Source organism: Streptomyces sp. NPDC023541, from assembly GCF_055559995.1.
In genome coordinates, this window is record NZ_JBVHJO010000002.1 from 754,051 (window position 1) to 767,551 (window position 13,501).

Annotated in this window: 16 protein-coding genes; 12 read left to right on the forward strand and 4 right to left on the reverse strand. The window is 73.1% G+C overall.

Translation table 11 applies throughout. The features are described 5' to 3' along the window. Positions 1-59 precede the first annotated feature (59 nt). Positions 60-224: a hypothetical protein gene (locus tag ACZ3X1_RS07450; protein WP_356813217.1), complete on the reverse strand. Its 165-nt coding sequence runs from the start codon at positions 222-224 to the stop codon at positions 60-62. A gap of 220 nt (positions 225-444) precedes the next feature. Here ACZ3X1_RS07450 and ACZ3X1_RS07455 point away from each other — a divergent pair, with 220 nt between their 5' ends. The 4 genes from ACZ3X1_RS07455 (at position 445) to ACZ3X1_RS07470 (ending at position 4,434) form a co-directional block, all read left to right on the forward strand. Then, positions 445-1,752 carry an NYN domain-containing protein gene (locus tag ACZ3X1_RS07455; protein WP_356813218.1) on the forward strand — a complete coding sequence of 436 codons (1,308 nt, stop codon included), beginning with the start codon at positions 445-447 and terminating at the stop codon, positions 1,750-1,752. Positions 1,753-1,780: 28 nt separating this feature from the next. Continuing rightward, positions 1,781-2,818 carry an ABC transporter ATP-binding protein gene (locus ACZ3X1_RS07460; protein ID WP_467277524.1) on the forward strand — a complete coding sequence of 346 codons (1,038 nt, stop codon included), beginning with the start codon at positions 1,781-1,783 and terminating at the stop codon, positions 2,816-2,818. 68 nt (positions 2,819-2,886) lie between these two features. Next, complete coding sequence (locus ACZ3X1_RS07465; protein WP_356813233.1) at positions 2,887-3,687, forward strand: ABC transporter permease; 801 nt, start codon at positions 2,887-2,889, stop codon at positions 3,685-3,687. A 60-nt stretch (positions 3,688-3,747) separates the two neighbouring features. Next, positions 3,748-4,434: a hypothetical protein gene (locus tag ACZ3X1_RS07470; RefSeq protein WP_390074974.1), complete on the forward strand. Its 687-nt coding sequence runs from the start codon at positions 3,748-3,750 to the stop codon at positions 4,432-4,434. 158 nt (positions 4,435-4,592) lie between these two features. Here ACZ3X1_RS07470 and ybaK read toward each other — a convergent pair whose 3' ends face one another. Genes ybaK through ACZ3X1_RS07485 form a run of 3 tightly spaced genes read right to left on the reverse strand, consistent with a single transcriptional unit; the run spans position 4,593 to position 7,495 of the window. Beyond that, the gene (gene ybaK / locus ACZ3X1_RS07475; protein WP_356813221.1) at positions 4,593-5,087 is read right to left on the reverse strand and encodes a Cys-tRNA(Pro) deacylase; all 495 of its coding nucleotides are present in this window, start codon (positions 5,085-5,087) and stop codon (positions 4,593-4,595) included. A 37-nt stretch (positions 5,088-5,124) separates the two neighbouring features. After that, complete coding sequence (locus ACZ3X1_RS07480; protein WP_356813222.1) at positions 5,125-5,862, reverse strand: LON peptidase substrate-binding domain-containing protein; 738 nt, start codon at positions 5,860-5,862, stop codon at positions 5,125-5,127. Positions 5,863-5,896: 34 nt separating this feature from the next. After that, entirely contained in the window at positions 5,897-7,495 is a 1,599-nt protein-coding gene (locus ACZ3X1_RS07485) for an oxidoreductase (RefSeq protein ID WP_467277533.1), read from the reverse strand. A gap of 125 nt (positions 7,496-7,620) precedes the next feature. Here ACZ3X1_RS07485 and hisD point away from each other — a divergent pair, with 125 nt between their 5' ends. Genes hisD through hisF form a run of 8 tightly spaced genes read left to right on the forward strand, consistent with a single transcriptional unit; the run spans position 7,621 to position 13,349 of the window. Continuing rightward, positions 7,621-8,970: a histidinol dehydrogenase gene (hisD, locus tag ACZ3X1_RS07490; RefSeq protein ID WP_356813223.1), complete on the forward strand. Its 1,350-nt coding sequence runs from the start codon at positions 7,621-7,623 to the stop codon at positions 8,968-8,970. Further along, positions 8,949-10,076: a histidinol-phosphate transaminase gene (locus tag ACZ3X1_RS07495; protein WP_356813224.1), complete on the forward strand. Its 1,128-nt coding sequence runs from the start codon at positions 8,949-8,951 to the stop codon at positions 10,074-10,076. Before hisD ends, ACZ3X1_RS07495 begins: the two co-directional genes overlap by 22 nt. Continuing rightward, positions 10,073-10,666, forward strand: a complete 594-nt coding sequence (hisB, locus tag ACZ3X1_RS07500) for an imidazoleglycerol-phosphate dehydratase HisB (RefSeq protein WP_467277539.1) — start codon at positions 10,073-10,075, stop codon at positions 10,664-10,666. The genes ACZ3X1_RS07495 and hisB overlap by 4 nt, the downstream gene beginning before the upstream one ends. A 2-nt stretch (positions 10,667-10,668) precedes the next feature. Then, positions 10,669-10,836, forward strand: coding sequence for a hypothetical protein (locus ACZ3X1_RS07505; RefSeq protein ID WP_030028108.1), 168 nt, complete (start codon positions 10,669-10,671; stop codon positions 10,834-10,836). Continuing rightward, positions 10,833-11,483: an imidazole glycerol phosphate synthase subunit HisH gene (gene hisH, locus ACZ3X1_RS07510; RefSeq protein ID WP_467277545.1), complete on the forward strand. Its 651-nt coding sequence runs from the start codon at positions 10,833-10,835 to the stop codon at positions 11,481-11,483. Before ACZ3X1_RS07505 ends, hisH begins: the two co-directional genes overlap by 4 nt. Further along, a complete protein-coding gene (priA, locus tag ACZ3X1_RS07515) occupies positions 11,483-12,214 on the forward strand; it encodes a bifunctional 1-(5-phosphoribosyl)-5-((5-phosphoribosylamino)methylideneamino)imidazole-4-carboxamide isomerase/phosphoribosylanthranilate isomerase PriA (protein ID WP_356813226.1) in 732 nt (243 codons plus the stop codon). Before hisH ends, priA begins: the two co-directional genes overlap by 1 nt. Next, positions 12,211-12,597: a RidA family protein gene (locus ACZ3X1_RS07520; protein WP_356813227.1), complete on the forward strand. Its 387-nt coding sequence runs from the start codon at positions 12,211-12,213 to the stop codon at positions 12,595-12,597. The genes priA and ACZ3X1_RS07520 overlap by 4 nt, the downstream gene beginning before the upstream one ends. Continuing rightward, positions 12,594-13,349: an imidazole glycerol phosphate synthase subunit HisF gene (hisF, locus tag ACZ3X1_RS07525; protein WP_356813228.1), complete on the forward strand. Its 756-nt coding sequence runs from the start codon at positions 12,594-12,596 to the stop codon at positions 13,347-13,349. Before ACZ3X1_RS07520 ends, hisF begins: the two co-directional genes overlap by 4 nt. Positions 13,350-13,501: the final 152 nt, after the last annotated feature.

Consider the following 13,501-nt stretch of genomic DNA (forward strand, 5'->3'; position numbering starts at 1 on the left):
GCAGGCCCTTGGCGCTTCGGGGCGTCACAGACCGACGCGGAGGACGTCAGCCCGGTACGTCAGTTGTGGCCGAACTTCTTCTGCTTGCTCTTGTGGGCCAGGTCCATGGGACTCGGCGCCTGGGACGCCGGCTCGTGGGACGAATCCGACGAGCGCGACATGTCCTGTCCGGACGAACGGGTCTGCTGCTTCGCCGGCTGCTTCTGGTTCTTGTTCTTGGCCATGGTGGAGCCTCCGTGAGGGTCTAGGGGCCAGGACCGCCTTCACACTCACACAGCCCCAGAAACCGCGCATTTTGGATCATTACTGCGTGTAGCCGAGGGTCGCCGCCCGCCGCCGCGTGAGATCCGCCACGCCGATGATCGAGTTCCGGCCTTCAACACCCTTGGGGTCGGGCAGACTCGGGGAACCCCGGAAAACGACATGGGGACCCCAGGGAAGAGGGTGGAACGCGTGGACCGCTGCGTCGTCCTGGTGGACGCCGGCTACCTGCTGGGCGCCGCCGCCAGCCTTCTCGCCGGGGAGCCCTCCCGCTCCCGGATCACCGTCGACCATGCCGCCCTCATCCAGGGCCTGCGCGAACGGGCCGAAGCCGACACCGAGCAGCCCCTGCTGCGCATCTACTGGTTCGACGGCGCACCCGACCGGGTGCCCCAGCCCGAACACCGCAGGCTGCGCGTCATGCCCCGAGTCACCGTCCGCCTCGGCGCCCTGACCCGCAGCGACGGCCGCTGGGCCCAGAAGGGCGTCGACGCCGCCATGCACGCCGAACTCACCGAGCTCGCCCGCAACCGCGCCTGCTCCGACGTGGTCCTCGTGACCGGCGACGGCGACCTGCTGCCCGGCCTGATGTCCGCCAAGGAGCACGGCGTCGCCGTCCACCTGTGGGCCGTCCAGGCCGCCGACGGCGACTACAACCAGTCCGAGGACCTCGTCGCCGAAGCCGACGAACGCCGCGTCCTCGACCGCGCCTGGATCACCCGGGCCGTCCGCGCGAAGGACCTGGCCGGACTGTGCTCCCCGCCGCCCGTGCCCCGCCCCGACATCGCCGCCATCCTCTCGGCGCCGCTGCCCGAGGCCGCACTCGCCGAGGCCGCCCGCAACGGCGCCGCCGCCCGCGCGGACGACGACCGGGAGGGAGTCCCCGTACCGGCGCCCACCACCCCCGGCGGCAAGACCGTCCCGACGCCCAAGGACCTCGCCGGATCACTGCGCGCCCCCGGCGCGCACGGCGGCCCGCAAGCCGCCGCGAGCAGCACGGCCGCCCCGGCCAGCGCCCTGCGCTGGTCCTCCGACAAGGGCTGGATCGACCGCGCCGGACCCCTCGGGGAACCCGCCGAGACCGCCTCCCTGCCCACCCTCGCCCAGCTCACCAGCGCCGAACAGCGCTGGGCGGACCGCGAGGAGGACATCACCACCGTCGGCGGCGACCCGTTCGAGGTGGGACAGGTGTTCGCCCGGCGGTGGATGGAGCGCCTCCCGGAAACCGTGCACCTGCAGAAACTGGCCACCATGTATCCGCGCATCCCGCACCGGATCGACGGCGAGCTGCTGCGCTACGCCGCCCGCTTCGGCCTCCTCGCGCACAAGGACGACCAGATCGACGAGCACGACCGCTACGCCATCCGCGCCGGGTTCTGGAGGGAGATCGACGTCCGCGCCGCCGCCGAGCACGTCGCGGCGGTACCGGCCGCCGCGCCCGGAACCGCACCCGCCGACCTGCCCGCCCCGCAGACCCCGGCGGCCGAGTAGGGGCGGGAACCCCGTAGGCTGCTCCCTCGTGAGTACGGGCACAGCACAGGCGCAGGACAGCACGGCGGCGGCCGCGGGAGCGGCGCCCGACGTGGTCTGCGCGGTGCGTGACCTGGTCAAGACGTATCCCGCGGTACGCGGGCGGCGCGGAGCCCCCGCCCTGCCCCAGACCCGCGCCAACGACGGCGTCACCCTCGACGTCCGGCGCGGCGAGGTCTTCGGGCTGCTCGGCCCCAACGGCGCCGGCAAGTCCACCCTGGTCCGCCAGATCACCGGCCTGATGCGGCCCGACTCGGGCACCGTGACCCTCCTCGGCCACGACCTCGTACGCCACCCCGGACGGGCCTCCCGGCTGCTCGCCTACCTCGGGCAGGAGTCCACCGCCCTGGACGAGCTCACGGTGGCACTGGCCGCCGAGACCACCGGACGGCTGCGCGGACTCGACCTCCGTGCGGCCCGGGCCGCGCGCGACGCCGTACTGGAGGAACTCGGGCTGACCCCGATCGCCGAGCGGCCCCTGAAGAAGCTCTCCGGCGGCCAGCGGCGCCTCGCCTGCCTGGCCGCCGCACTGGTGGGGGAGCGGCCCGTACTGGTCCTCGACGAGCCCACCACCGGCATGGACCCCGTGGCCCGGCGGGCCGTGTGGGCGGCCGTGGACCGGCGCCGCGCACAGCACGGTGCGACCGTCCTGCTCGTCACCCACAACGTCATCGAGGCCGAGACCGTCCTCGACCGGGTCGCCGTCATCGACCAGGGCAAGGTCATCGCCTGCGACACGCCGGCCGCGCTGAAGGCGAAGGTCTCCGGCGAGGTCCGGCTGGAACTGGTGTGGCGCGAAAGCGCTCCGCTGGAGGTGCCGGAGGTCGCCCGGCTGCGCGCCCGCGCCGTCGAGTCGGGTCGCCGCTGGGTGCTCCGGCTGGCGCCGGACGAGGCGCGGGCGGCGGTGGCCTCGGTCACCGGGGGCCCCGCCTTCGCCGCGCTCGACGACTTCACCCTGGCCACCCCCAGCCTCGAAGACGTGTACCTGGCCCTCGGCGGCAGGACGAAAGGGCTGGTGAAGTCGTGAGCGACCGCTCGACGGGGGCCGTCCGGGCCGCGCTCGCGCCCGACGCCGCGCCGACACCCGCGCCGGAGGTGGCACCGGCCGCTGACACCGAGGGCTGCGCACCGGCACCCCGGCCCGCGCCGCTGGCGCCCGGCGCGCGGTTCTTCCCCTCGCTGGCCGCCGTCTACCGGGCGCAGCTGTCGCGGGCGCGGGTGGCGCGGATACCGCTGCTGTTCGTGGCCACCTTCCAGTCCGTCGGGATCATGATCCTGATGCGGGGCGTCGTCGACGGGGGCTCGGAGGCCCGCGCCGTCGTCGCCGGCTCCTCGGTGCTCGTCGTCGCCTTCGTCGCGCTGAACCTGCTCGCCCAGTACTTCGGGCAGCTGCGGGCCGGCGGCGGACTCGACCACTACGCCACCCTGCCGGTGCCGCCCGCCTCGGTGGTGCTGGGCGCGGCCGCCGCGTACGCCTCCTTCACCCTGCCGGGGACACTGGTCACCGCGGTCTTCGGATGCCTGCTCTTCGGCCTGCCGATGGGGGGCCTGTGGATCCTGGCCGCCGTCGTGCCCCTGGCCGGGGCCGCGCTGGCCGGGCTCGGCGCGGCGCTGGGACTGCTGGCACCGCGGCAGGAGCTGGCCACCCTCGCCGGACAGCTCGGCATGTCGGCGGCCCTGCTGCTGGGGGTGCTGCCGCCCGAGCGGATGCCCGCCCTCATCGTGTGGGCGCGGGACCTGCTGCCCTCCACGTACGGCGTGGAGGCGTTCGCACGGACCTTCGAACCGGAGCCGGACTGGGCCGCCGTCGCCTTCGACCTCGGCGTGTGCGCGGCCGTCGGGGTCGTCTCCCTGGCCCTCGCGACCTGGGCGTACCGCCGGGCATCGGTGCGCTGACGCGGTCCGCCGGTGCGGTCCGCCGACGCCGGGTCCGGGGACACCTGGCACGATGTGGGGGTGACCGAAGCCGTGACCCCGCAGTCCTCTTTCGACCCGCCGCCGTCGCCGCCCGAGAAGCCGGGTGACAGCGCCGCGGCCATCACCCCGGCGGACATCCGCGACGGTGCCGTCGTGGCCCTGGCGGTCGGGGTGGCAGGGCTGCTCCTCGGAGTGCTGTGGATGTGGCTGGCGCCGCGCGTGCAGTACGTCTCCAACGGGGAGGCGGTGTTCCTGCGCAACAGCGAGAGCGAAGCGCGGATCGCCGCCGACGGGACCTTCTTCCTGCTGTCGGTGGGACTGGGCGTGCTCAGCGCCGTCGGCACGTTCCTGTGGCGCCGGGCCGGCGGTGTGCCGCTGGTGATCGGGCTCGCCGTCGGGTCCTGCTTCGCCGCGCTGGCGGGGTGGCGGTTCGGGCTGTGGCTCGGGTCGTCGGCGGATGTGGCAGCCGCTGCGGCCAAGGCCGGCAAGGGGGTGCCGTTCGACGGGCCGCTGGAGCTGCTGGCGCACGGGGCGCTGCTGGCCTGGCCGATGACCGCCGTGCTGCTGCACCTGGGATTCACCGCGCTGTGGACGCCGCGGGATCCGGAGCCGGACCCGCTGGCCGGGTGGAGCGGCTACTACCAGCCGGCGCCGCCCCCGCCGGCCGAGCGGTCGCTGCCGCCGACCGACACCGGTCCGACGGCGTCGGAAGCCCCGCGCGCCTGACCCGCCGGGGCGGTGGGCCGCTGGCGCTGGCGCTGCGCGGAGCCCGTGCCCGCCCCGCCCTTCCTCCGTTTCCCGGGACTCCGCCCCGGCCCCCGCCGGGCCCTGCCCGCACCCGCGCCTCGATCGCCGGCGGGGCTGGGTTGGCGGGGGCGGGAGGGCTACGGGCGGGCGATCGGGGCCAGGGTGGCTGACGTGAGGGTGGCCAGGTCCGACGGGGAGAGTTCGACCTCCAGGCCGCGGCGGCCCGCCGAGCAGCAGATCGTGGGGTGCGTCGTCGCGGACTCGTCGATCACCGTGCGCAGCCGTTTGCGCTGCCCCAGCGGGGAGATGCCGCCGCGGACGTAGCCCGTGGTGCGTTCCGCCAGGGCCGGATCGGCCATCGCCGCCCGCTTGCCGCCCACCGCCGTCGCCAGGGCCTTCAGGTCCAGCGACCCCGAGACCGGGACCACCGCCACCGTCAGGACGCCGTCCACGTCCGCCACGAGCGTCTTGAAGACCTGCGTCGGCGAGACGCCCATGGCCTCGGCCGCCTCCTCGCCGTACGAGGGGTGCGCCGGGTCGTGCTCGTACGCGTGCGTGGTGAAGGCGACCCCGGCCGCCGTCAGGGCGACGACGGCCGGGGTGCCGGCCGCCTGCTTCGTCTTCTTCGCCATCGGTCCCCCGTCGGTCGCGCTCGTCAGTTGCGGCTGGTCAGTTGGGGCTCGTCGGAGCGCGGGTCAGGTCCACCGCCGGCAGCGACGGCAGATGGCGGATCACCGCCGTCTCCGTACGCAGCAGCTTCAGCTCCTCCGCCAGCCGCGTCGCCGTGTCCGGCGCCTGCAGCAGCCGCTGCTTCGCCGGGATGTCCAGCACCGCCGCCGCGGCCACCAGGTAGGAGACCACCGACGGCTCGTCGGGGAGCTCCGCGCCCGTCAGGGACCGCTCGCGGGCCCCCGCCAGCCGCTTCTGGTAGTTGCGGAAAGCCCGCAGCACGCCCTCCGCGAGGACCCCGGCGCCGTCGCCCGCGTCCTCCGGGAGCTCCTCCAGCTCGGCCGTCAGGAAGGGCCCCGAGGAATCCACCGACAGCAGGCGGACTCGCGTCGTACCGGTCGCGAGGACCTCGAAGCTGCCGTCCTCCCGTTCCCGGATCGTCGCCGCCTCCGCGATGCAGCCCACCCGGTGGAACGCCTGGACGGGATCCGGGCCGAAGCCCGCCGCCGGGCCCCGCTCGGGCAGCGCCGTCGGGTCCGGCAGGCCCTGCGCGGTCGGGGCGACCTCCCGGCCGTCGCGGATCGCGACGACCGCGAAACGGCGCGGCTCGTCCTCACCCGTCTTCAGCAACTCGCGCATCATGGCGCGATAACGCTCCTCGAAGACGTTCAGCGGGAGCACGAGTCCCGGGAACAGCACCGAGTTCAGCGGGAAGAGGGGCAGGCGAACGGTGGTCACGACGCACAGGGTAATCGTCCCGAGACGCGCCCGGTCACCCCCGCCGCAGCAGCCGGGAGGCCCCCGCCGCCACCGTCGTGGCCAGGATCCAGCCCATGACGACGAGACCCGCCGCCCCCCACTGCCAACCGCCGGCCAGTTTCCACTGCCCCTGCTGGCCGAGGTCGATCACCGGGAGCAGCAGATCCAGGGCGTACAGCGGGGCGCTCCACTCGGGATGCTCGTCCTGCTTGATCGCCGGCGGGTCGAGCTGGGAGAACAGCAGCGCCCCCGCCGCCCACAGCACCGCCATCCACAGCGCGGCACGGCCCGGCCGGTAGCCGTAGACCACCGTCCAGTCCTGCAGGTACCCCCACGCCTTCGGCCCCGGCGGCAGCGTGGCCCGGCGCCGCCGCTGCTTGGCCAGCAGCACCTCGCGCGCGTCCGCGTCCTCGCCGCTGGCCCGCAGTACGGCCGCCAGCCGCTCGTAAGGCCCCGGCGAGTACTCGGGGGTGGCCGCCTCCAGCCAGGCCAGCCTGCGGGAGAGGGGGAAGTGGCCGCGCGGCGCGAGGTTCTCGTACTCGAAACCCTCGATGGACACCCCGCCCGGGCCCGGCCAGCTCGTGGAGGTGTCGACGAGTTTGACCACCTTGGCCCCGGACACCACCACCCTCCCGCGCTCCGGCCCCTCCCCGACGAAGCGGAACTCCGGGGTCTGGATCCGGCGCAGGGATATCTCCTGCTCGTCCGTGAGCTGGAACCGCGCGCCGTAGAAGTCGATGGCGTCCCCGAACCGGCCGTCGTCCAGCCGCAGCCCGCCCCGGCACTCGAACGGCTGCGCCTGCTGCCCCCGGGTCGGTGTCCGGCCCAGCCCGTACGGGGGAGTGGAGGAGCCCGAGCCCCCGCGGCCGTAGTCCATGGCGATCGAGGTCAGGTACAGGGTCCGCTCCACGGTCAGCTGCGGCGCGTTCAGCGCGTGCCGCCCGGACGGATTGCGCAGCCGGGCCCCGCGCAGGTTCATCGACACGCCGACCTTCGCACCGCGCAGGCTCACCTCCCCGTACGTCTCCAGCAGCTCGCCCTGGAAGTCCTGCGCGACCGACATCCCGTCGGCGGCGATCGCCCGGCCCTTGTTGTCCCGCTGCACCACCGCCTGGCTGACCAGCAGGTCCGTGCCGATCTGCGCATCGGTCAGCCGGATCCCGCGCGCCACCCGGCAGCGCGGCACGTGCAGATCGCCCTCCGTGTGCAACCGGGCCGCCTCCAGCCGCGGAATCGCACAGTTGACCAGGCGCAACGTGCCGAATCGGGCCTCGGACAGCTGGATCTCGCTGTCGAAGCGGCAGGACTGCAGCTCCACGTACGGAGCAACGGTCCCACCGGACAGATCCAGCCGCCCGATGATCCGTACGCCGCGGAGCTTCAGGGAGGCCACCCGGCCCGGCACCGGCGGCGGCCCGTGGAGCAGCAGCAGCGCCACCACCCCCGCGCGGACGCTGCGCCCGGAACCCCAGATGAGGTCGCCGTGCGGATCGTCCACGTCGGCGGCGCGGGCACTGAGGTCGCAGACGCTGCCCGTGCGGTACGCGTCCCACATGCGGCGCTCGGAGGCGCTGAGATCCGCCGGATACCCGTCCGCGCTCGCCTCGGTCACCGCGGTCCCCCTCCGCCGTCATGTACGTGTAGGCGAACGCTAACGGGCACCTGTGACGTCCGGGGCGTGTATCAGCCAGTGATACGGGCGGACGGTGGCACGAGGCGGTCTGAGAGAATTGGGAGGTGATCTCTCGTATCGACCTGCGCGGTGACGCCCTCCCCGAGGGCGGCGCCCTGCGCGACCTGCTGCCCCGTGCCGAGTTCGACGTAGAAGCTGCCCTGGAGAAGGTGCGGCCCATCTGCGAGGACGTCCATCATCGTGGCACGGCGGCGCTGATCGAGTACGCGCAGAAGTTCGACGGGGTGACGCTGGAGCAGGTCAGGGTGCCCGCCGAGGCACTCCGGACGGCCCTCGACGAGCTCGACCCGGCCGTCCGCGCAGCCCTGGAGGAGTCGATCCGCCGCGCCCGGATCGTGCACCGCGAACAGCGCCGCACCGAGCACACCACCCAGGTGGTCCCCGGCGGCACCGTGACCGAGAAGTGGGTTCCGGTGGAGCGCGTGGGGCTGTACGCGCCGGGCGGCCGCTCGGTGTACCCGTCCTCCGTCGTCATGAACGTGGTGCCGGCCCAGGAGGCGGGCGTCGAGTCGATCGCGCTCGCGTCCCCGCCGCAGAGGCCCGCTTTCGAAGGTGACCCAGCCGGCGGCCTGCCGCACCCGACGATCCTCGCCGCCTGCGCCCTGCTCGGCGTGGACGAGGTGTACGCGGTCGGCGGAGCCCAGGCTGTCGCGATGTTCGCGTACGGCACCTCCGGACCCGACGGCTGCCTTCCCGCCAACATGGTCACCGGCCCCGGCAACATCTGGGTCGCCGCCGCCAAGCGCTACTTCACCGGCCGGATCGGCATCGACACCGAGGCCGGCCCGACCGAGATCGCCGTCCTCGCGGACTCCACGGCCGACCCGGTGCACGTCGCCGCCGACCTCATCAGCCAGGCCGAGCACGACCCGCTGGCCGCGGCCGTCCTCGTCACGGACTCCGCCGAGCTCGCCGAAGCCGTCGAGAAGGAGCTGGAGCCTCAGGTCGCCGCGACCAAGCACGTCGAGGACCGGATCAAGCCCGCCCTCGCCGGCAAGCAGTCCGCGATCGTGCTGGTCGACAGCCTGGAGGACGGCCTCAAGGTCGTCGACGCCTACGGCGCCGAGCACCTGGAGATCCAGACCGCCGACGCCGCCGCCTGGGCCGCCCGCGTCCGCAACGCCGGCGCGATCTTCGTCGGCCCGTGGGCCCCGGTCTCCCTCGGCGACTACTGCGCCGGCTCCAACCACGTGCTGCCCACCGGCGGCTGCGCCTGCCACTCCTCCGGCCTGTCCGTGCAGTCCTTCCTGCGCGGCATCCACATCGTCGACTACACCCGAGACGCCCTCGCCGAGGTCACCCACCACGTGGTGACCCTCGCCGAGGCCGAGGACCTGCCCGCCCACGGCGCCGCCCTCAAGGCACGCTTCGGATGGAAGGTCCCCAACCAGTGAGCATCGGAATCGACGACCTCCCCATCCGGGACGAACTGCGCGGCAAGAGCCCGTACGGCGCCCCGCAGCTCGACGTGCCCGTCCAGCTGAACACCAACGAGAACCCCTACGAGCTGCCCGCCGAACTCGTCGCGCGCATCGCCGAGCGCGTCGCCGACGCCGCCCGCACCCTCAACCGCTACCCGGACCGGGACGCGGTCGAGCTGCGCACCGAGCTGGCCGCCTACCTCACCCGTACCGGCAAGCACCCGGTCGCGCGGGAGAACGTATGGGCCGCCAACGGCTCCAACGAGGTCATCCAGCAGCTGCTGCAGACCTTCGGCGGGCCCGGCCGCACCGCGATCGGCTTCGAACCCTCGTACTCCATGCACGCGCTGATCTCCCGCGGCACCGGCACGGGCTGGATCTCCGGCCCGCGCCGCGAGGACTTCCGCCTCGACGTGGAGGCGGCCGAGCGGGCGATCGCCGAGCACGCCCCCGACATCGTCTTCATCACCTCGCCCAACAACCCCACGGGCACCGCGGTCGACGCGGAGACCGTCCTGGCCCTCTACGAGGCGGCCCAGGCGGCCAAGCCCTCCCTCGTCATCGTCGACGAGGCCTACGTGGAGTTCAGCCACCGGGACTCGCTGCTGCCCCTCATCGAGGGCCGCCCCAACATGGTGATCTCCCGGACCATGTCCAAGGCCTTCGGCGCGGCCGGCCTGCGCCTGGGCTACCTGGCCGCACACCCCGCCGTCGTCGACGCCGTACAGCTGGTGCGCCTGCCGTACCACCTGTCCGCCGTCACCCAGGCCACGGCACTCGCCGCCCTGGAGCACACCGACACCCTGCTCGGCTACGTCGAGCAGCTCAAGGCCGAGCGGGACCGCCTCGTCGCCGAACTGCGCGCCATCGGCTACGAGGTCACCGAGTCCGACGCGAACTTCATCCAGTTCGGGAAGTTCGAGGACGCGCACACCGCCTGGCAGAAGATCCTCGACCACGGGGTCCTGGTCCGGGACAACGGCGTACCCGGCCGGCTGCGGGTCACCGCCGGGACCCCGGCAGAGAACGACGCGTTCCTGGAAGCGGTTCGCGCACTGAAGAAGGAGCAGCACGCATGAGCCGCATCGGACGGGTCGAACGGACCACCAAGGAGACCTCCGTCGTCGTCGAGATAAACCTCGACGGAACCGGCCAGGTCGACGTCTCGACGGGCGTGGGCTTCTACGACCACATGCTCGACCAGCTCGGCCGCCACGGCCTCTTCGACCTCACCGTCAAGACCGACGGCGACCTGCACATCGACTCCCACCACACCATCGAGGACACCGCCCTCGCGCTCGGCGCCGCCTTCAAGCAGGCCCTCGGCGACAAGGTGGGCATCTACCGCTTCGGCAACTGCACCGTGCCGCTCGACGAGTCCCTCGCCCAGGTGACCGTCGACCTGTCCGGCCGCCCCTACATCGTCCACACCGAGCCCGAGAACATGGCGCCGATGATCGGCTCCTACGACACGACGATGACCCGCCACATCCTGGAGTCCTTCGTCGCGCAGGCCCAGATCGCCCTGCACGTCCACGTCCCGTACGGCCGCAACGCCCACCACATCGTGGAATGCCAGTTCAAGGCCCTCGCCCGCGCGCTGCGCTACGCCGCCGAGTTCGACCCGCGCGCCGCCGGCATCCTGCCCTCCACGAAGGGCGCCCTCTAGCAGTGAACGGGCTGAACACCATCCTGATCGTCCTCGGCCTGTTCCTGGCCGGGGGCGTCTACTCCTTCCAGAAGCAGCAGATGCCCAAATCGGTCGTGGTCCTGCTCGCCATCGCCTCCGCGATGTGCCTGGCGGCCGGAGTCCTGCGGATCCAAGGAATCTGGGAATGAGCACAGCACGCCCCACCAAGAAGGTCGTCGTCTTCGACTACGGCTTCGGCAACGTCCGCTCCGCCGAAAGGGCCCTCGCCCGCGTCGGCGCGGACGTCGAGATCACCCGCGACTACGACAAGGCCATGGACGCCGACGGACTCCTCGTCCCCGGCGTCGGCGCCTTCTCCGCATGCATGCAGGGCCTCAAGGACGTCCGCGGCGACTGGATCATCGGCCGCCGCCTCTCCGGAGGCCGCCCGGTCATGGGCATCTGCGTCGGCATGCAGATCCTCTTCGAGCGCGGCATCGAGCACGGCGTGGAGACCGAAGGACTCGACGAGTGGCCCGGCACGGTCGGCCCGCTCAAGGCCCCGGTCGTCCCCCACATGGGCTGGAACACCGTCGAGGCCCCCGCCGACAGCCAGGCCTTCGCCGGCCTGGACGCCGACGCCCGGTTCTACTTCGTGCACTCCTACGCGGCCAACGACTGGAGCCTGGAAGTCACCAACCCGCTGATCCGCGCCCCCAAGGTCACCTGGGCCACCCACGGCGAGCGCTTCGTCGCGGCGGTGGAGAACGGGGCCCTGTGGGCCACCCAGTTCCACCCCGAGAAGTCCGGCGACGCCGGCGCCCAGCTCCTCACCAACTGGATCGAGACCCTCTGATGAGCGCATCCGCACTCGAACTCCTTCCCGCGGTCGACGTGCGCGACGGCCAGGCCGTCCGCCTCGTCCACGGCGTCTCCGGAAGCGAGACGTCCTACGGCTCCCCCCTGCAGGCGGCCCTCGCCTGGCAGGCCGCCGGCGCCGAATGGCTCCACCTGGTCGACCTGGACGCCGCCTTCGGGACCGGCGACAACCGCGCCCTGGTCGCCGAGATCACCCGCGCCATGGACATCAAGGTCGAGCTGTCCGGCGGCATCCGCGACGACGCCTCGCTCGCCGCGGCCCTCGCCACCGGCTGCACCCGCGTCAACCTCGGCACCGCCGCCCTGGAGACCCCCGAGTGGGCCGCCAAGGCCATCGCCGAGCACGGCGACAAGATCGCCATCGGCCTCGACGTACGCGGAACCACCCTCAAGGGCCGCGGCTGGACCAGCGAGGGCGGCGACCTGTACGAGACCCTCGCCCGCCTCGACTCCGAGGGCTGCGCCCGCTACGTCGTCACCGACATCGGCAAGGACGGCACGCTGACCGGCCCCAACCTGGAGCTGCTGAAGAACGTCTGCGCCGCCACCGACCGGCCCGTCGTCGCCTCCGGCGGCATCTCCTCGCTCGACGACCTGCGGGCCCTGTCCGAGCTGGTCCCGCTGGGCGTCGAGGGCGCGATCGTCGGCAAGGCCCTGTACGCCAAGGCCTTCACCCTGGAAGAAGCCCTGAAGGTGGTCTCCGCATGAGTTCCGACGCCGTACGCCGCATCTCCTCCGGCGGCTCCTACGAGGACGTCATCGCGTACTCCCGCGCCGTGCAGCTGCCGAACGGGCTCGTGCTCGTCTCCGGCTGCACCGCGGCCGACGCCGGCGGCCCGTACGACCAGACCGTCGCCGCCTTCGGCGTCGCCTTCAAGGCCCTCGCCCAGGCCGGCCTCGGCCCCGAGGACGTCGTGCGCACCCGCATGTACCTCACGCACGCCCGTGACGTGGACGATGTGGGCCGCGCCCACAAGGAGCTCTTCGACGCGGTCCGCCCGGCCGCGACGATGCTCATCGTCTCCGGCTTCGTCGACTCGTCGATGGTCGTCGAGGTGGAGGTCGAGGCGTACAAGGCGGTGTCCGGATGAGCCTCTCCGTACGCGTGATCCCCTGCCTGGACGTGGACAACGGCCGGGTCGTCAAGGGCGTCAACTTCCAGAACCTGCGCGACGCGGGCGACCCGGTGGAGATGGCCAAGCTGTACGACGCCGAAGGCGCCGACGAGCTGACCTTCCTCGACATCACCGCGTCCTCCGGGAACCGCGAGACCACCTACGACGTGGTGCGGCGCACCGCAGAGCAGGTCTTCATCCCGCTGACCGTCGGCGGCGGCGTCCGTACGGCCGACGACGTCGACAAGCTGCTGCGCGCGGGAGCGGACAAGGTGGGCGTGAACACGGCCGCCATCGCCCGCCCCGAGCTGATCCAGGAGATCGCGGAGCGGTTCGGCCGGCAGGTCCTCGTGCTGTCCGTCGACGCGCGGCGCACGGAGACGGGCTCCTTCGAGGTCACCACCCACGGCGGCCGCCGGGGCGCCGGCATCGACGCCGTCGAATGGGCCCACCGGGCCGCGGAGCTGGGCGCCGGGGAAATCCTGCTGAACTCCATGGACGCCGACGGCACGAAGGACGGCTACGACACGGAGATGATCGCGGCGGTGCGCAAGCACGTCACGGTGCCGGTGATCGCCTCGGGCGGCGCGGGCCGCCTGGCCGATTTCGCCCCGGCGATCGCGGCGGGGGCGGATGCGGTGCTGGCGGCGTCGGTGTTCCACTTCGGCGATCTCCGCATCGCCGAAGTGAAGTCGGCCCTCCGCGAAGCGGGCCACCCGGTCCGCTGATCCCCTCCGGCTGCGGGCCGGTGGCCGCGCCTCAATCGCCGGCGGGGCTGGGGTGTGCCCCCCCCTGGCCGGGGGTGTGGCCCGTCGGGTAGGGCGGTGGCTTCGGGTGGGGTGGTGCCCCTCCGGGGGGTCTCCTCGGCTCGGCGCGTGCG

Excerpts from the sequence above, each read along its gene's own strand:
- ACZ3X1_RS07520 (WP_356813227.1), top strand. The coding sequence starts at position 12,211 with ATGAGTTCCGACGCCGTACGCCGCATCTCCTCCGGCGGCTCCTACGAG.
- ybaK (WP_356813221.1), bottom strand. The coding sequence starts at position 5,087 with ATGGCGAAGAAGACGAAGCAGGCGGCCGGCACCCCGGCCGTCGTCGCC.
- hisB (WP_467277539.1), top strand. The coding sequence starts at position 10,073 with ATGAGCCGCATCGGACGGGTCGAACGGACCACCAAGGAGACCTCCGTC.
- ACZ3X1_RS07450 (WP_356813217.1), bottom strand. The coding sequence starts at position 224 with ATGGCCAAGAACAAGAACCAGAAGCAGCCGGCGAAGCAGCAGACCCGT.
- priA (WP_356813226.1), top strand. The coding sequence starts at position 11,483 with ATGAGCGCATCCGCACTCGAACTCCTTCCCGCGGTCGACGTGCGCGAC.
- ACZ3X1_RS07495 (WP_356813224.1), top strand. The coding sequence starts at position 8,949 with ATGGAAGGTCCCCAACCAGTGAGCATCGGAATCGACGACCTCCCCATC.
- hisF (WP_356813228.1), top strand. The coding sequence starts at position 12,594 with ATGAGCCTCTCCGTACGCGTGATCCCCTGCCTGGACGTGGACAACGGC.
- hisH (WP_467277545.1), top strand. The coding sequence starts at position 10,833 with ATGAGCACAGCACGCCCCACCAAGAAGGTCGTCGTCTTCGACTACGGC.